The sequence below is a fragment of the Agromyces molybdatiresistens genome (assembly GCF_052748445.2).
The window spans coordinates 3,136,587-3,153,405 of record NZ_CM188258.1 but is presented as its reverse complement, the minus strand read 5'-3'; the positions used below and the strand labels follow the sequence as shown (position 1 = coordinate 3,153,405).

The window sequence follows — 16,819 nt, the reverse complement described above, 5'->3', positions numbered from 1 at the left end:
CGTTCTGCAAGGACCGCAACCGATATCGGAAGTTTTTCTGCCGGGTTGTTGACGGAAAAATTCGCAGTTGAGAGTCTTGCACGCATGTCGACGACGACCGGAGTCCACGCCCTCGTGAGGCGGACCCACGAGGAGCGCGTGCTCGCCGCCCTCCGGGCCCACGGTGCGCTCAGCCGCGGCGAGCTCGCGAAGCGCGTCGGGCTCAGCCGCACGACGCTCTCCGAAATCACGGCGAACCTCCTCCAGCGGGGTGCGATCATCGTCGCCGACACGGATGCCGCGACTCGCGCCGGCAGCGGCCGCCCCGCCGAGCGGCTCGCCCTCGACCCCGACTCCGGCCAGTTCCTCGGCGTCGACTTCGGCCACCGCCGGGTCCACGTCGCGGTCGCCGATGCGTCGCACGAGATCATCGCCCAGGGCGTCGAACGCTACGACGACGACCCGCCGTGGGCCGAGCGCCTCGAGATCGCGTTCGACCTCATCGACCGCCTGAGCCGCGACACGGGCGTCCACTTCGGCGCCCTGCAGTCGATCGGCATCGGCGTACCCGGACCGTACACGGGCGCTCGGGCCGGCATGCCCGCGGTGAGCTGGAAGAACCAGCTCGCGCCCGACGGCGTCGACCTCGCGTTCGCCGAGCGCTTCGGCGCCCCGGTCGTCGTCGACAACAACACGAGGCTGGCCGCGCTCGCCGAGGCGATCAGCCGCCCCGACGCGGTCGACAACCTCATCTACCTCCGCCTCTCCGACGGCGTGGGCGGCGGCCTCGTGGTGTCGGGCCGGCTCGTGACGGGCTCGCGCGGCTTCGCCGGCGAGCTCGGGCATGTGACCGCGAACCCGTCCGGTGCGGCGTGCCGATGCGGCAAGCGCGGATGCCTCGAGACCATCGCCTCGGTCCCCTCGATCCTCCGGGCGTGCGGCGAGGCCGGCGCCGACGTCGAGACGCTCGACGACCTCGCGGAGGCCGTCGCCAAGGGGGATCCGGCGGTCGACGCGGTGCTCCGCGAGGTCGGCTCGTCGGTCGGGCGCGTGCTCGGCGCCGCCGCCATGACCCTCAACCCGCGCGAGGTCGTGATCGGCGGCGAGATCGTCCGCATCGCGCCCGTGCTCGTCGAGCAGGCCGCGGCGACCCTCCGCTACGAGCTCTACTCGATCCCCTCCGACCAGCCGCACATCGTGCGGGCCGCGCAACTGCGCGACAGCGACGGCGCCCTGGGCGCGATCGCCGCGATCTTCCACCAGTCCCCCCTCCTCGCCGGATACCCCGACCCCGCGGCATCCGCCGAACCCGTTCAGCAGCAAAGGAGCGCACTGTGAACGCCACGCACACCCCCACCCGGTGGGAGGTCGCGCCATGACGGAGGTCCGCATGTCCGAGGCACCGTCGCGCGCCGACATCCAGCCGTACACGATGAGCTCCTCCGCCGTGCACGAGCACCTCCCGGCCGACGGGCCCCACCCGCAGAAGCCGGCCCGCGCGTCGCGTCGCCGGATGAGCACGCGCACCAAACTGCTCATCCTCAACGCCGTCTCGATCGTCGGCGGTATCGCCATCTGGTGGGCCCTCGCCCTGAACGGCTTCCAGCTGCCGACGCCGCCCGAGGTCGTCGAGAAGGCGATCCAGCTCTGGAACGCCGGCATCCTCCAGGAGGACATTCTCGCGAGCCTCGGCCGCGTGCTCGCCGGTTTTCTGCTCGGCTCGGCGGCGGCCATCCCGGTCGGCTTCCTGATGGGCTGGTACACCGTGGCGCGGGGTCTCTTCGAGCCGTGGATCCAGTTCTTCCGCACCATCCCGCCGCTCGCGCTGCTGCCGCTCGTACTGGTGCTCCTCGGCATCGGCGAGGTGCCGAAGATCGTCGTCATCTTCCTCGCCGCCTTCCTCGCGTGCGTCATCTCGACGTACCAGGGCGTCGTGAGCGTCGACAAGACGCTCATCAACGCGGCCCGGGTGCTCGGCGCGAAGGACGGCACGATCTTCGCCCGGGTCGTCGTCCCGGCGTCGACGCCGTTCATCCTCGTCGGCATGCGCGTCGGCCTCGGCTCCGCATGGGCCACGCTCGTCGCCGCCGAGCTGCTGGCCGCGCAGGCCGGCCTCGGGCGACGGATGCAGGAGGCGCAGATCTACTACGACCTGGCGACCATCTTCGTGGGCATCGTCCTGATCGGCATCCTCGGCCTCGTCATGGACCGCCTGCTCCTCTTCGCCGAAACCAAGCTGACCGGATGGCAGGAACGCCGATGACCACCATGAACCCGGCGACGGCCACCGCCGCCAAGATCTCCGTCCGCGAGGTCACGAAGACCTTCCCGCTGAATGGCGAGGAGTTCACCGCCCTCGACCGCGTCTCGATCGACATCGCCGACAACGAGTTCGTCACCGTAGTCGGGCCCTCGGGCTGCGGCAAGTCGACGCTCATGAACGTGCTCGCCGGACTCGAGACGCCCACCGCGGGCGAGGCGCTCGTCGACGGGCGATCGGTCTCCGGGCCCGGCCCCGAGCGCGGTGTGATCTTCCAGCAGTACGCGCTCTTCCCCTGGCTGTCGGTCCGCAAGAACGTCGAGTTCGGCCTCAAGGTGAACGGCGTGCCTCGAGCCGAGCGCCGCGAACGAGCAGAGCACTTCATCGAGATGGTCGGACTCCAGCAGTTCGCCGACGCGCTCCCGAAGATGCTCTCGGGCGGCATGAAGCAGCGGTGCGCGATCGCCCGCGCCTACGCGGTGAACCCCTCGATCCTCCTGATGGACGAGCCGTTCGGCGCACTCGACGCCCTCACCCGCGTGAAGCTGCAGGAGCAGCTGCTCGAGACGTGGAGCCGAGAGAAGCGCACCGTGATGTTCATCACGCACGATGTCGACGAGGCCGTGTTCCTCGCCAACCGCGTCGTCGTGATGGCTGCCCGGCCGGGCCGGATCTACGACGTCATCGAGGTCGACCTTCCATACCCCCGCACGGAGGACGTGCGGCTCAGCCCGGAGTTCGGCGAGCTGCGCAACCGCGTCTGGCACGCGGTCTACCACCAGGAGCCCGGCACCGCTGCCGGAACGGCGTCGCACTGACGCCGGTCGCCTCCGGCCGCGCCCCCACGCCTGACCGCGTCGACCGACCCCCCACCGATCCGCACCACCCCCAACCCCAACCGCATCACCCCCAACCCCACGAAGGGAAGCACAGCCATGCGAATTTCCAGGAAGCTCCTCGGCACCGCCGCCGTCGGCGCCGCCGTCGCACTCCTCGCGACCGGATGCGCCTCGGGCGACGGCTCGAACGACTCGGCCGCCGCCGAGAGCGAGTACGACGACGTCCTCGAAGTGAAGTTCGGGTACATCCCCGACTTCAACGGCACGAGCCTCCTCGCGATCGCCGAGGACCAGGGCTACTGGGAGAAGTACGGCCTCGACGTCGAGACGCCGTCGTTCACCAACGGTCCGCTCCAGATCCAGGCGCTCGGCACGGGCGACCTCGACTTCGGCTACATCGGGCCGGGTGCCTTCTGGCTGCCCGCCAGCGGCGAGGCGAAGATCATCGCCATGAACACGCTCGGCCAGTCCGACCGTGTCGTCGGCCAGCCCGGCAACGAGTCGATGGAGGACCTGCGCGGCAAGACCGTCGCGGTGCCCGAGGGCACGTCCGGTGACATGATCCTGACGCTCGCCCTCGAGGACGCGGGAATGACCAAGGACGACGTCGAGCTCGTGCCCATGGAGCCGTCCGCAATCGTCTCGGCACTGGCATCCGGCCAGGTCGAGGGCGCCGGCTTCTGGTACCCGGCCCTCGCCACCGTGAAGGAGCAGGTGCCCGACCTCGTCGAGATCGCGCAGAACTCCGACTTCGAGGACACCGTCGCCTTCCCGACTGCGTTCGTGGCCGGCAACGACGTCGTCGAGAACGAGCCCGAGAAGGTCGACCGCGTGCTGAAGGCACTGCGCGACGCGATCACCTTCCGCTACGAGAACCCCGACGAGGCCGTCGAGCTGACCGCGGCGTACAACGCCCTGGACGCCGAGGCGGTGGCCGCGGATGCCGCGAACAACAAGGTGCTCTCGCTCGAGGAGCTCGACACCCTCACCGAGGACGGCAGCGTCGACTCGTGGCTGAACGGCATGCAGGACTACTTCGTGGCAGCCGGCAAGCTGACCGAGGTCGCCGAGCCGTCGTCCTTCTACACCGGCGACCTGTTCCTGCAGGCGGGCGAGTAGTCACGCCATGGAGCCGAGCAACATCCTCTTCCTCATGACCGACCAGCACCGGGCGGACACGCTCGGGGCGTACGGCAACGCGATGGCGGCGACGCCGGTGCTCGACGAGCTGGCCCGCACGGGCACGCGCTTCGACCGCTGGTACACGCCGACCGCGATCTGCACGCCGGCTCGCGCGAGCCTGCTGACCGGCCAGGCCCCCTTCCGCCACCGCGTGCTCGCGAATCACGAACGCAACGTCGGCTATCTGGAGGACCTCGCCGAGGGCAGCTTCACCTTCGTGGAGGCGCTCCGCGAAAGGGGCTACAACACGGGACTCGTCGGCAAGTGGCACGCCGGCACCGAGAAGAACGCCGCGGACTTCGGCTTCGACGGCCCCGACCTTCCCGGATGGCACAACCCCGTGGAGAACGAGGACTACCTCGGCTACCTGGCGGAGCACCACCTGCCGCCGTACGCGATCAGCGACCGCATCCGCGGCACCCTGCCGAACGGTGGGCCGGGCAACCTGTTGGCTGCCCGGCTCCACCAGCCGGTGGAGGCGACGTTCGAGTACTACCTCGCGACGCGCACGATCGAGCTGCTCGAGCGGTACGCGGCCGACGGTGAGCGCGATGGCACGCCGTTCTTCCTCGAGCTGAATTTCTTCGGTCCGCACCTGCCGTACATCGTGCCGAACGAGTACTTCGACAAGTTCGACCCGGCAGAAATCGAGCTGCCGAAGTCGATCGCCGAGACCTTCGAGGGCAAGCCGCCGGTGCAGCGCAACTACAGTGCGCACTGGACGTTCGACACCATGCCGATCGAGGTGACACGCAAGCTCATCGCGGTCTACTGGGGGTACGTCGCCCTCATCGACGAGCAGATCGGCCGCGTCATGGAGGCGCTCGAGCGGCTCGGACTGGTCGACGACACGGCCGTGTTCTTCACGTGCGACCACGGCGAGTTCACGGGCGCGCATCGGTTGCACGACAAGGGTCCGGCGATGTACGAGGACATCTACCGCACGCCCGGTCTCCTCCGCATCCCCGGCGGACCGGCCGGGCAGGTGCGCACCGAGTTCGTGAGCCTGCTCGACTGCACGGCGACGATCCTCGAGCTCGCGGGCATCGACCCGTCGCCGGCGGTCGACTCGCGCAGCCTCGTTCCGTTGGCCGCGGGCGAGCAACCCGAGTGGGCCGACGACATCGTCTGCGAGTTCCACGGGCACCACTTCCCGTACCCGCAGCGGATGCTCCGGAACGACCGCTACAAGCTGGTCGTCAACCCCGACTCGGTCAACGAGCTGTACGACCTGCACGTCGACCCCGACGAACTGCTCAACGTCTACGAGCACCCCGAGCAGCGCGGCATCCGCAACACCATGATGCAGCGCCTCTACGGGCTGCTCCGCGATCGCGGCGACAACTTCTACCACTGGATGACCACGATGTACGACGTCGGCGAGGTCGACTACGACCCGACGCAGAGCGGGCTCGACGAGACGACGTACCAGGCGGGAGAACGAGCGGATGCCGCGGCATCGGTCGCCGTCGCGCCCGTCGAGCCGGCGGGCAGCGAGCGGCGGTCCGCATGACGGCGCAGCGCCGGCCGAACATCGTCATGATCCTCACCGACGACCACGGATCGCAGGCGATCGGCGCGTACGGGTCGGTGCTCAACGCGACGCCGCGCATCGACGAGATCGCCGCGAGCGGATGGCGCTTCGACCACTGCTTCGCGACGAATGCGCTCTGCTCGCCGAGCCGCGCGTCGATCCTCACGGGCACGTACAGCCACGTGAACGGGGTGTCGACGCTCGTGACGCCGATCGATGCGAGCCAGCCGACGTTCGTCTCGCAGCTGAAGTCCGCCGGGTACCGCACCGCGATGGTCGGCAAGTGGCACATGGGCGAGCACGAGGGCTCGACGCCCGAGGGGTTCGACTACTGGGACATCCTCATCGGGCACGACGGGCAGGGGGAGTACTGGGACCCGCTGTTCCTCTCGGCCGACGGCGAGCGGATCGTCGAGGGCTACGCGACGGACCGCATCACCGACCTCGCGTTCGACTGGCTCGACTCCCTCGAGGGCGACGACCCGTGGTGCGTGCTGATCTACCACAAGGCGCCGCACCGACCGTGGGAGCCGAAGCCCGAGGACGCCTCGCGCTTCCGCGACCGCGTGCCCGTGCCGTCCACGTTCTGGGACGACTACGACACGCGGTCGTCGTCCACCCGGCGCGCACTCATGCGCCTCGCCGACAACCTGAACGAGGAGGACCTCAAGGTCGCGCCGCCCGAGGGGCTCTCGTACGAGGAGCTCGCGCTGTGGAAGTACCAGCGGTTCATGGAGGACTACCTCGCGTGCGTGGCATCCGTCGACGACAACGTGGGCCGCGTGATCGACCGGCTCCGTGAGCGCGGCGAGTTCGACGACACGCTGCTCATGTACGCCTCGGACCAGGGGTTCTTCCTCGGCGAGCACGGCTGGTTCGACAAGCGGTTCATGTACGAGGAGTCGCTGCGGATGCCGCTCGTGCTGAGCTGTCCGCGGGCGCTCGAGGGCGGGCGGGTGTTCGAGGGCATCGTCACGAACGTCGACTTCGCGCAGACGATTCTGGATGCCGCCGGTGTCGCGCCGCATGATCGGATGCAGGGTCGCAGCTTCTGGCCGGACCTGCTCGGCTCGCCGGAGTCCCCGGCCGCCGAGGGAATGTACTACCGGTACTGGGAGCACGACGACACGTTCCACCACGCGCCCGCGCACTACGGCTACCGCACGCATCGGTACAAGCTCATCTACTACTACAACGACGGGCTCGGGCTGCCCGGCACCGGGCCGTTCACGTATCCGCCCGAGTGGGAGCTGTACGACCTCGAGCGCGACCCGGAGGAGATGCGGAACGTCGCGCACGATCCGGCCTACGCGGAGGTGCGCGCCGAGCTCGAGCGCGCGATGTGGCTCGAGCAGGGGCGCCTCGGGGACACCCCGCACCCCAGCCAGCCGCGACCCGCGGGCGTCCCCGCCGCCGCGAGCGGCACCGCTGCCGCGAGCGGCACGGCCGCCCTCCATTCCGCATGAGGATCCGGGCGATGCCCGCCTCCGGCGGCCCGACGCCCGGATCCTCATGCGCGGAGGTGGCCGAGGCGACGCCTGAGGTACCTCAGACGCGGCTGCGAGGAGGCCGGGGGCGAAGATACGACACCCGCCCGATACATCCGACCCACCTCAGCGAGGACCCTCAGTGCAGGTGGTCATCACCACCACGCACGAAGGGATCGGGTCATGGACCTCGCACACGGCTTCCTCGCACAGCAGATGACCGAGCACGACCAGCGCGACGCCGAGCGCCGCGCCGAGCGGGACGTGCGGCGCGCCGAGCGCCGGGCGGTCCGCGTCGAGCGGCGCCACGCGCGCCGGGCCGCGCACCTCGCCCTCGCGCGATGACGTCCGACCCGGTGACCGGCGTGCCGGCTCAGTCGCCGGCGTTCACCCGCACCGACGGGATCCACTCGACGTCGACGCTCGACGGGTCGATGCCCGCCGCCGTGAGGCGATCGGTGAAGGCCGAGACATCCGGAGCCTCATCGCCGCCCGTGATGCGCACGAGGTAGGACAGCGCGGAGACGTAGTCGACCGAGATCACGTCGAGGTCGTTCGTGAGCGCCCACGCCTCGGCCGCCTGCGAGATGTTCGACTGCTGGGTGTTCAAGGTCGTCGTCACCAGCGTCGACAGCGACAGCGGGATGGCGACGAGCACGAGCATGCCCGCGATCGCGAGGTTCGACCGCTTGCGGTTGACGGCCTTCACGCCCGGCTGCGGCGCCTGGTGACCGATCCGGCCCCAGCGCTGCACCCGGTAGACCGCCATGATCACGACGCCGGTGCCGAGGATCGCCGCGACGTTCGCGACGAACAGGATGAGCGAGCCGACCGAGCTGCCCCAATCTCCCGACTCGGCCGCGATGCCGACCACGACGAGCGGCGGCACGAGCGAGATCGCGATCGCGACGCCGGGGAGCGTGTCGGAGATGTCCTTGCGGACGAGCGCGATCGATCCGACGGCGCCGGTCGCGAGCGCGGCGAGCAGGTCGATGAGCCCGGGGGTGGCGCGCGCGGCGACCTGCGAGTTCGTCTGCTCGGTGAGCGGCGTGGCGGCGAGGAGGCCGACCCCGTAGCCGATCGCGATCGCCGCTGCGGCCCCGCCGATCATCAGGAGCAGGGACAGGGTGAGGTTGCGGCGGTCGCCGAGCACGGTCGCGAGCATCGTGCCCTGGATGGGCAGCATCATCGGGGCGACGATCATCGCGCCGATGACGGTGGCGGTCGAGTCGCCGACGACGCCGGCCGCGGCGATCACCGACGAGAGCGTGAGCAGGATCCAGAACCGCTGGATCTTCCGCGTGCGCTTCGGGCCGTCGAAGAACACCGAGTCCCGCATGTCCTCGATGCGGTTCAGCGCATCGGACGGCGGCGGCGGGTAGATCGGCTCGGGTTCCGCCGGCGATGGCTGCGACATGGGTGGGCTCCTCGGCTCGGACCGGGACCGTCACGGTCTTCGAGCCGAGCGTACGACGAGGGGCGACGGATGCCACGGCACCGCCGCGCGCGACCGGTCGTGTCGCGGCATCCGCCCCATCCATTCGCTCGCCGCACGCGCGAAGCGGGCCCGCCCCCGAGGGGACGGGCCCGCCTGCGTCATCCGATCCGGATGGTGGAGCGTCGGCTCACGGGTTGACGACGTGGACCGTCATCGTGCCGGCCTCGTTCTGCTCGGTCACCGTGACCTCCACACCGGCGCCCGCGACGATGACGCCGCCGAGCGGGTTCGACGAGTGGAAGAACGCGTTCACGTCGGCGTCGGTGAACGTCGGCTTCTGCATCGTCGTCCCGTCGGAGCCGACCGCGGCGATGTAGTCCACCTCCTGGCTCTTGCCCTTGCCCACGAGGACCTCCTTGTGCAGGGAGACGGCGTCGATCGTGTCGAGGCCGAAGGTCGCGTCGAACGGCTGGCGGCGGTTGCTCGGCGCCGTGCCGTCCGCCCAGGTGAACTTCGCCGGGTTCGCGTCCACCGGGAGCGCGAGGCCGTGGCCCTGGTGCTCGATGGTGTTGTTGTCGCTGTACGCCTCGTCGATCGCCCACACGAGCATGCCGTCCTGGAACGGGAAGTGCTCGACGTGGTCGGGTGCCGTGTAGCCCTTGTCGAACTGGTAGGGACCGTGCTCGAGCGTCGCGTCGTAGTCGACGTAGGTGCGGTTCTCGACGAGGTAGTAGCGGTCGCCCTCGCTCGTCTCCGTGCCGGTCGACCGCTTGAAGCCGCCGCCCGCCGCGGTCCAGCCGTTGTCGCCCGACTCGACGTCGTCGGTGAGCAGCGTGGTGCCGCCGCTCTTGATGACGATGTCGTCGAGGAACGCGCCGGCGTAGTGCACGCCGCCGTCGGTCTGGTAGCGGAAGCGGAACTGCGTCTCGGCACCACCGGGAACGCTGTAGCGGAGCGTCGACCAGCGGCCGTTCGACGAGCCGTCGAGCGGCTTGCCGACCTGGGTCCAGTTCGCGCCGCCGTCGGTCGAGACCTCGGCGTAGAGGTAGTCGTAGCCGGCCTCGATGTCGTACCAAGCCTTGGCCGTGACCGTCGCCGAGCGCACGCCGGTGAGGTCGAGCGTGCGGGTCAGCGTCGTGTTGAGGTCGTCGGCGCTGCCGGTCCACCACGCGTAGGAACCCGAGTTCGGGGCGGTGTAGGTGCTCTCGATGCCCGCGTCGGCGACGTCGATGACGAGCGCCTGCTCCTGGTCAGCCACCTGGCGGGCGGCCGGGCTGAGCGTGAACTCGCCGGCGTCGCCGGCGCCCTCGTCGACGACCGCGTAGTCGAGCCAGCCGAGCTGGAGCTTCTCCCACGGGCCCATGTAGTTCGGCTTGGTCCCGATGTCGTCGGTGCCGTCGCCGAGCCACGACCCGCTCGACATGAGCGTCCAGAACGACGTCGAGTTCTCGCCGCCCGCGGTGTCGTAGAAGTCGGGCAGGCCGAGGTCGTGCGCGTACTCGTGCGCGAAGACGCCGAGGCCGCCGTTCTCGGGCTCGACCGTGTAGTCGCCGATCCAGAAGCCGGAGTCGCCGATCTCGGTTCCGCCGAACTTCACCTGGGTGCCGTCGACGGTCGGGCCGGTCTGCCCGAAGTCCGTCGAGTTGACGTACCAGCGGTGCGACCAGATCGCGTCCTCGCCCTGGGCGCCGCCGCCGGCATCCTCGCCCTCGCCGGCGTGCACGGCCTGGAAGTGATCGAGGTAGCCGTCGGGCTCGTCGAAGTTCCCGTCGCCGTCGAAGTCGTAGCGGTCCCACACGTCGAAGCTCTCGAGCTCGGCCTGGATCTCGGCCATCGTCGCGCCGTCCGCGACGCGCGACTCGTACCACGCGTCGGCCGAGTCGGCGATGAACTGCCACGCCCCGCCGTAGTCCTCCACGCTGTTGTCGCCGTACGTCGAGGCGTTGCCGGGCACCTGCACCCAGTCGCTCACCTCACCGTCGACGGTGTAGTTCCCCGCCGACTGCTTCGAGTAGAAGTCGGCCATCGACTCGCCGTCGCCGAAGAAGAGGTCGTCGTAGTACGCCTGGTCGAAGTCGGCGCGCCAGTGCGTGCTGTTGTTCACCGTGCGGTCGGGCTCGGCGATCTCGTTGTGCAGCGGGCCGGGCGTCGTGCCGAGCTTGCCGCTGCCCTGGTCGCCGAACTCGGCGAGGATCGTGAACAGGCGCCCCGTGCCGGAGACGGCGGCCTGGTAGTACTTGTCCTCGGCGAGCTGCACGACGCCGTCCTCGCCGGGCGAGGCCTGGCCCGACAGGATGAGCTCCTGCGCGGCCTTGCGGCGCTCGTCCTGGCGTTGCGTGAGCGGGCCGGGGCGGTTGTCGGGTCGGGCGGCGACCGCGGAGGTCGACTCGGTAGGGGAATCGTTCGCGGGAACGGCGATCGCGGCCGGGCCGAAGGCGGCCCCGGCGACCATCGTCGCGCTCGCTGCGGACACAGCGAGCCATCCGCGCGTGCGTTGCTTCACATGCGCTCCTAACAGGGAATTCGCCCGGGATTCCCGGGCAAGTGAAAGGGACGCTAACACGCACCCCCGACCGGGGGGAAGAGTGCCGAGGGGTCTTGACGATCCCTCGGAAATGGGGCACTCGGATGTCGCAGCATCCGCCGCCCGTTGCGGCGCGTGCGCACGAATCGGGCGCCTGCTCCCGACGCAGGCGTCGATTCGTGCGCACCCGGCCGCGATCGCGAACGCGGTCAGGCGGCCGCGCGCTGCCCCTCGACGAGGTCGCGGAGCGCGTCGACGAGCGGCGTCGTGGGCCGCCCGATGAGGCGTGCGAGGGTGTCGTCCGACCCGGCGAGGTCTCCGCGTGCGATGCCCTCGTCGATCGACGCGACGAAGCCCGCGGTTCCCTCGTCGAGGCCCGCGGCCACCAGCGACGCGATCCGCTCCGCGGGGGCCTGGTCGACGAACGCGACGTCGCGCTCGAGCACCTCGGATGCCGCGGCCGCGAGCTCAGCGAAGCTCCACGGTGCGTCGCCGCCGAGCTCGTACACCTCGCCGACGTGCCCGTCCTCGAGGAGCACGACCGCGGCCGCCTCGGCGTAGTCGCGGCGCGCGGCCGACGCGACCCGGCCCGAGCCCGTCGCGGCGGCGATCACGCCCGTCGATGCGGCGACCGCGACATCCTGCGCGTAGTTCTCGGTGTACCAGTTGTTGCGGAGGATCACGGCCGGGACGCCGACCTCGGTGATGACCTCCTCGGTCCCGCGATGCTCGGCCATGAGCGCGAGCTCGCTCGTCGCCGCCTTCGGTCCGCTCGTGTAGGCGAGCTTGCCGATGCCGGCCGCCTTCGCGGCCTCGATGACGTTGCGGTGCTGCGCGACGCGCTCGCCGAAGGCCGTGCCCGAGACGAGCAGCACGGCGTCGACGCCCTCGAGCGCCGGCGCGATGGTCTCGGGGCGGGCGTAGTCGAGTTCGACGGTGCGGATGCCGCGTGCCGCGAGGTCCGCGATCTTCGCCGTGTCGCGTGCGCCCGCGATGACGTCGGCGGTGGCGGCGCCGCGCTCGAGCAGGGCCTCGACGACGAGGCGGCCGAGGTGGCCGGAGGCGGCGGTGACGAGGATGGTCATGGGAACTCCCTTTCGATCGGTTCACCGTGGCGCAACCGCACCGAGCTGCCATACCTTCCCTTTCGGCGGTACCCACTTTGAAGTAAGGTACCCACGTGACGGTGAGTCTTGCGCAGATCCGGGAGACATCCGGCGACGTCTTCACGGACGGCTGCCCCACTCGCGTCGTGCTCGACCACATCATGAGCAAGTGGGGCGTGCTCGTGCTGCTCGCGCTGACCGACGGCACCCTCCGCTGGGGCGAGCTGCGCCGCGAGGTGGAGGGCATCAGCGAGAAGATGCTCGCCTCGACGCTGCGCACGCTCGAGGCCGACGGGCTCGTCGCGCGCACGTCCTACCCCGAGGTGCCGCCTCGCGTCGAGTACGCGCTCACCGACCTCGGCCGGGACCTCATGGACCGCATGCTCCCGCTCGTCGAGTGGGTCGCGGCGCACGCCGACGGCATCGTCGCGCGCTGACCGGGGGCGGCCGCCCGCCCTCGCCCTCCCGCCCTCGCCCACCCGGCGGACGCGGGGGCGGCGAGGTCACGCGAATCGACCCTGGGCGGCGGCTCCACGTCGATTCGCGTCACGTCACCGGGACGGGCGTCAGCCGACGTCGACCTCGATCGTGTCGCCGACCGCGATGCGGTGCCCGCCCGAGGCGGCGCCCTCCGCGCCGCCGTCCTCCAGTTCGGGAATGATCCGGATCCCGAACCACGTCGCGCCGTCCCACTTCCGGTGCCGCGCGAGCGTCCGGATCGGCTCCTTGCCGCGGGCGAGCGTCACCGGGTCGATCGTCGTCATCACGCAGCGATCGCAGATCTCGCCGAAGCGGAAGCGCACGCCGCCGATGCGGACGTGCGTCCACGAGTCCTCGGCGAACGGGATCTCCCCGTCGATGACGACGTTCGGGCGGAAGCGCACGACGTCGAGCGGCGGCACGTCCTCCGGCGTCCAGGCGTTCAGCTGCGCGAGCGACGCCTCGCTGACGAGCAGCAGCGGGCCCGCGTCGGCGAGCGAGAGCCCCTCGCCGGGGCGGCCGCCGTGCGCCGGGTTCACCGGGCGCTGCACCGGGTCGGGCTGCCAGACGAGCCGCAGCGGCATCCGCATGCGATCGCTCAGCCACGCGTCGGCCTCGTCACCCGCGGGCAGCGCCTCGTGCTGGCGCGAGTGCCCGACCGGGATCGGCGCCGCTCCGATCGGCGGGTCGACGCGCAGTGGCTCGCCGGCGCCCGGTGCGGCGAGGAGCAGGCCGCCGTCGGCGAGCGGTTCGGCCGTGAGGCCGAGCAGCGCCTTCGCCTCGCGCGCGGTCACGGGCGCGCCAGCCGGATCGACCACGCCCCACCGCCGGTCGCCCTCGAGCCCCCACGGGCGCACGATCGCCGAGCCGACGTCGAGGCCCGCGAACGACTTCACCGGGTGGAGACGGAGGCGGGTCACGCGCATCCGCTCACGCTAGCCGACGTGTCGGCCGCGCGTGCGAGCATGGACCACATGCCCGCCGACCGACCGCACGACTGGCGCGCGGCGCTCGCCGGGCTCGATGCGGCCTCGAGCTCCGACGCGGCCGATTCGACGACGGATGCCGCGGCCGCGCGCGGCACGGGCGACCTCCGCCCGCTCGGGCTCCAGTTCGAGCTGCGCCGCCGGATCACCAGGCGCAGCGGCGAGTGGCGCGGACCGCGCGACGAACCCGCACGCCGGGCGTCGGCGGTCGACCGGCTCGCCGTCCGCCCGGTCGCGCAGGGCGCCCGCGGCGCCTGGATCAAGAACGGCCTCACCTGGCAGAACATCGCCTACCAGGCCTCATCGGCGGGCGTCGACCCGGCGCAGTCGCGGTGGTTCGCGCAGTTCGCGCTGCTCAAGGGCACGACGCCGTCGGTGCACGTCTACGGCTCCGAGTGGATCACGGTCGACGAGTTCGAGAGCCCGCTGCTGTGGCCGCTGCTCGTCGAGGCGGGGCGGCTCGGCATCGCGCTCGTCGGGTCGGATGTCACGCCCTCGGTCGTGCTGCACGGCGCGGCCGGGATCGGGCTCGACGCGAGCCGCGCCGACGGCGACCTCGCGCTGACGCCGACGCTCACGCTCGACGGTGAGGCGCGGCCGCTCGCCGGGGCGGCCGTCGGAATCCGCTCCGTCGCCGCGCACGGCCTGTACCGCTTCGACCTCGATGCCGGCCGCATCGAGCTCGCACCGGTCCTGTCCGGCCTGGGCGCCGCCGAGCTCGCGCTGCTCGCCGCGCCCGAGGCGATCCGCGTCCCCGCCGCCGAGGTGCCGGAGTTCCTGACGATGCACGTGCATCCGCTCGCCCGCACGCTCGCGATCACGAGCCGCGACGACACGTTCGAACTGCCGCCCGCGCCGCCCGCGACGCTCGTGCTCGACGCCCGCTACGAGCCCGACGACGTGCTGCGCCTGGCCTGGCGGTGGGAGCACGCCGACGGCCGGACCTCCGAGGTCGACCCCGCGGCCGAGCTCGATCCCGAGATCGACGACGACCTCGTCGCACGCGTCGCGGACGAGCTCGGCTGGGTGCCGTTCGAGGCGGTCCTCCTCCGCGGCATCGACGCCGCCGAGTTCGCGGTCGAGCGGATGCCGCGGCTCGAGGAGCTCGCAGCGCGCAGCCCCAGTCCGTTCCGCATCGACGTGCGCGGCGAACGCCCCGACTACCGCGAGGCGACGGAACGGCCCGAACTCGCGGTCTCCCTCGTCGAGAGCCGCAAGCGCGACTGGTTCGACCTCGGCGTCGTCGTGACGGTCGCCGGCCGGAAGGTGCCGTTCATGCCGCTGTTCCGCGCGCTCGCGACGGGCCGCAAGCGGCTGCTGCTCGTCGACAAGAGCTACCTCTCGCTCGACCTCCCCGTCTTCGACGAGCTCCGCGACCTCATCGAGGAGGCCGGCACGCTCGACGAGTGGGAGACCGGCGTCCGCATCCACCGCAGCCGCTCGAGCCTCTGGGCCGACTTCGAAGACCTGGCGGATGTCGCCGAACCTGCGCTCGAATGGCGCGAGACGGTCGCCGGGCTCGAGCGCGGCGCCGTCCCCGAACTCCCGCCTCCGGCGGGGCTCGCGCTCCCGCTCCGGCCCTACCAGCTCGACGGGTTCCGATGGCTGGCGTTCCTGCACGCCAACCGCCTCGGCGGCGTGCTCGCCGACGACATGGGCCTCGGCAAGACCGTCCAGTGCCTCGCGCTCGTGCAGCACGCGCTCGAGGGCCGAGCGGCCGCCCGCGACGGCGAAGCACCCGAACGCCCGTTCCTCGTCGTCGCCCCCACCTCCGTCGCGTCGAACTGGGTGCGCGAGGCGGCGCGGTTCACGCCCGGGCTGCGCGTGGCATCCGTCACCGCGACGACCGCCAAACGGCGCACCGGCCTCGCCGAGATCGCGGCCGACGCCGACCTCGTCGTCACGACCTACGCCGTGCTCCGGCTCGAGGCGGAGGAGTTCGGTGAGCTCGAGTGGGACGGGCTGATCCTCGACGAGGCGCAGTTCGTGAAGAACGCGGCGACGCGCGTGCACGAGGCGGCACGCGGCATCCGGGCGCCCTTCCGCATCGCCGTCACCGGCACGCCGCTCGAGAACCACCTCGGCGAACTGTGGGCGATCCTCCGGATCGTCGCGCCCGGGCTGTTCCCGTCGCGTCGCGCGTTCGACGAGCGCTACCGCCGCCCCATCGAGGAGGACGGCAACGGCGAGCGCCTCGACCGGCTGCGTCGGCGCATCCGCCCGCTCGTGCTGCGCCGCACGAAGGAGGCCGTCGCCCCCGAGCTGCCGCCGAAGCAGGAGCAGGTGCTCGAGGTCGACCTCGCGCCCGAGCACCGGCGGCTGTACGACCTCGTGCTGCAGCGCGAGCGGCAGAAGCTCCTCGGGCTCGTCGACGACCTCGACCGGCAGCGGTTCATCGTCTACCGCTCGCTCACGCTGCTCCGGCTGCTCGCCCTCGATGCGAGCCTCGTCGACGCCGACCGCCACGCCGGCATGCCGTCGGCGAAGCTCGACGCGCTCTTCGAGCAGCTCGACGACGTGCTCGCCGAGGGGCACCGCGCGCTCGTGTTCAGCCAGTTCACGTCGTTCCTCGACCGGGTGACCGAACGGCTGGATGCTGCTGGCGTGCCGTACGCGCACCTCGACGGGTCGACGCCCGCGCGCCGCCGCGACGCGGAGGTGGCGCGCTTCCGCGCCGGCGAGGCATCCGTCTTCTGCATCAGCCTGAAGGCCGGCGGCTTCGGCCTGAACCTCACCGAGGCCGACTACGTGTTCCTCATGGACCCGTGGTGGAACCCGGCGAGCGAAGACCAGGCGGTCGACCGCGCGCACCGCATCGGGCAGGACAAGCAGGTCATGGTCTACCGGCTCGTCGCCGCGGGCACGATCGAGCAGAAGGTCATGGAGCTCAAGGCGAAGAAGGGCGAGCTCGCGGCATCCGTGCTCGACGACGGGGAGAGCCTCAGCGTCGCGAGCCTCGACGCCGACGACCTGCGGGGCCTGCTCGAGGGGTAGCCGGAGCTCC

13 protein-coding genes are annotated in these 16,819 nt (G+C 71.2%); 9 read left to right on the top strand and 4 right to left on the bottom strand.

Annotated features, from left to right (window positions below; genetic code table 11):
• The first annotated feature begins 84 nt into the window (after positions 1 to 84).
• The 7 genes from ACULK2_RS14580 (at position 85) to ACULK2_RS14550 (ending at position 7,626) form a co-directional block, all read left to right on the top strand.
• Positions 85 to 1,317 carry an ROK family transcriptional regulator gene (locus ACULK2_RS14580; protein ID WP_445968558.1) on the top strand — a complete coding sequence of 411 codons (1,233 nt, stop codon included), beginning with the start codon at positions 85 to 87 and terminating at the stop codon, positions 1,315 to 1,317.
• 52 nt (positions 1,318 to 1,369) lie between these two features.
• Positions 1,370 to 2,242 (top strand): ABC transporter permease, encoded by an 873-nt coding sequence (locus ACULK2_RS14575; protein WP_445968557.1) that lies wholly within the window; start codon positions 1,370 to 1,372, stop codon positions 2,240 to 2,242.
• Entirely contained in the window at positions 2,239 to 3,057 is an 819-nt protein-coding gene (locus tag ACULK2_RS14570) for an ABC transporter ATP-binding protein (RefSeq protein WP_445968556.1), read from the top strand. Before ACULK2_RS14575 ends, ACULK2_RS14570 begins: the two co-directional genes overlap by 4 nt.
• Positions 3,058 to 3,174: 117 nt before the next feature.
• Positions 3,175 to 4,197 (top strand): aliphatic sulfonate ABC transporter substrate-binding protein, encoded by a 1,023-nt coding sequence (locus ACULK2_RS14565; protein ID WP_445968555.1) that lies wholly within the window; start codon positions 3,175 to 3,177, stop codon positions 4,195 to 4,197.
• 7 nt (positions 4,198 to 4,204) lie between these two features.
• Complete coding sequence (locus ACULK2_RS14560) at positions 4,205 to 5,773, top strand: sulfatase family protein (RefSeq protein WP_445968554.1); 1,569 nt, start codon at positions 4,205 to 4,207, stop codon at positions 5,771 to 5,773.
• The gene (locus tag ACULK2_RS14555) at positions 5,770 to 7,260 is read left to right on the top strand and encodes a sulfatase family protein (protein WP_445968553.1); all 1,491 of its coding nucleotides are present in this window, start codon (positions 5,770 to 5,772) and stop codon (positions 7,258 to 7,260) included. The genes ACULK2_RS14560 and ACULK2_RS14555 overlap by 4 nt, the downstream gene beginning before the upstream one ends.
• Positions 7,261 to 7,464: 204 nt before the next feature.
• Positions 7,465 to 7,626 (top strand): hypothetical protein, encoded by a 162-nt coding sequence (locus ACULK2_RS14550; protein ID WP_445968552.1) that lies wholly within the window; start codon positions 7,465 to 7,467, stop codon positions 7,624 to 7,626.
• Between the two features lie 28 nt (positions 7,627 to 7,654).
• Here ACULK2_RS14550 and ACULK2_RS14545 read toward each other — a convergent pair whose 3' ends face one another.
• The 3 genes from ACULK2_RS14545 to ACULK2_RS14535 form a co-directional block, all read right to left on the bottom strand.
• Positions 7,655 to 8,698 carry a DUF389 domain-containing protein gene (locus ACULK2_RS14545; RefSeq protein ID WP_445968551.1) on the bottom strand — a complete coding sequence of 348 codons (1,044 nt, stop codon included), beginning with the start codon at positions 8,696 to 8,698 and terminating at the stop codon, positions 7,655 to 7,657.
• Between the two features lie 208 nt (positions 8,699 to 8,906).
• Complete coding sequence (locus ACULK2_RS14540; protein WP_445968550.1) at positions 8,907 to 11,222, bottom strand: immune inhibitor A domain-containing protein; 2,316 nt, start codon at positions 11,220 to 11,222, stop codon at positions 8,907 to 8,909.
• Between the two features lie 230 nt (positions 11,223 to 11,452).
• The gene (locus tag ACULK2_RS14535) at positions 11,453 to 12,328 is read right to left on the bottom strand and encodes an SDR family oxidoreductase (RefSeq protein WP_445968549.1); all 876 of its coding nucleotides are present in this window, start codon (positions 12,326 to 12,328) and stop codon (positions 11,453 to 11,455) included.
• A gap of 95 nt (positions 12,329 to 12,423) precedes the next feature.
• Between ACULK2_RS14535 and ACULK2_RS14530 the strand changes: the two genes are divergently transcribed.
• Positions 12,424 to 12,786: a winged helix-turn-helix transcriptional regulator gene (locus ACULK2_RS14530; RefSeq protein ID WP_445968548.1), complete on the top strand. Its 363-nt coding sequence runs from the start codon at positions 12,424 to 12,426 to the stop codon at positions 12,784 to 12,786.
• Positions 12,787 to 12,915: 129 nt separating this feature from the next.
• Here the strand turns inward: ACULK2_RS14530 and ACULK2_RS14525 are convergent, their stop codons facing one another.
• Complete coding sequence (locus ACULK2_RS14525; RefSeq protein ID WP_445968547.1) at positions 12,916 to 13,755, bottom strand: MOSC domain-containing protein; 840 nt, start codon at positions 13,753 to 13,755, stop codon at positions 12,916 to 12,918.
• A gap of 48 nt (positions 13,756 to 13,803) precedes the next feature.
• Here ACULK2_RS14525 and ACULK2_RS14520 point away from each other — a divergent pair, with 48 nt between their 5' ends.
• Positions 13,804 to 16,809 (top strand): DEAD/DEAH box helicase, encoded by a 3,006-nt coding sequence (locus ACULK2_RS14520; RefSeq protein WP_445968546.1) that lies wholly within the window; start codon positions 13,804 to 13,806, stop codon positions 16,807 to 16,809.
• The last annotated feature ends 10 nt before the right edge of the window (positions 16,810 to 16,819 follow it).

What these genes read in the sequence shown, in the direction of transcription:
- ACULK2_RS14535 (WP_445968549.1), bottom strand. Translation starts at nt 12,328, where the DNA reads ATGACCATCCTCGTCACCGCCGCCTCCGGCCACCTCGGCCGCCTCGTC.
- ACULK2_RS14525 (WP_445968547.1), bottom strand. Translation starts at nt 13,755, where the DNA reads ATGCGCGTGACCCGCCTCCGTCTCCACCCGGTGAAGTCGTTCGCGGGC.
- ACULK2_RS14565 (WP_445968555.1), top strand. Translation starts at nt 3,175, where the DNA reads ATGCGAATTTCCAGGAAGCTCCTCGGCACCGCCGCCGTCGGCGCCGCC.
- ACULK2_RS14580 (WP_445968558.1), top strand. Translation starts at nt 85, where the DNA reads ATGTCGACGACGACCGGAGTCCACGCCCTCGTGAGGCGGACCCACGAG.
- ACULK2_RS14570 (WP_445968556.1), top strand. Translation starts at nt 2,239, where the DNA reads ATGACCACCATGAACCCGGCGACGGCCACCGCCGCCAAGATCTCCGTC.
- ACULK2_RS14545 (WP_445968551.1), bottom strand. Translation starts at nt 8,698, where the DNA reads ATGTCGCAGCCATCGCCGGCGGAACCCGAGCCGATCTACCCGCCGCCG.
- ACULK2_RS14560 (WP_445968554.1), top strand. Translation starts at nt 4,205, where the DNA reads ATGGAGCCGAGCAACATCCTCTTCCTCATGACCGACCAGCACCGGGCG.
- ACULK2_RS14575 (WP_445968557.1), top strand. Translation starts at nt 1,370, where the DNA reads ATGTCCGAGGCACCGTCGCGCGCCGACATCCAGCCGTACACGATGAGC.
- ACULK2_RS14520 (WP_445968546.1), top strand. Translation starts at nt 13,804, where the DNA reads ATGCCCGCCGACCGACCGCACGACTGGCGCGCGGCGCTCGCCGGGCTC.
- ACULK2_RS14550 (WP_445968552.1), top strand. Translation starts at nt 7,465, where the DNA reads ATGGACCTCGCACACGGCTTCCTCGCACAGCAGATGACCGAGCACGAC.
- ACULK2_RS14555 (WP_445968553.1), top strand. Translation starts at nt 5,770, where the DNA reads ATGACGGCGCAGCGCCGGCCGAACATCGTCATGATCCTCACCGACGAC.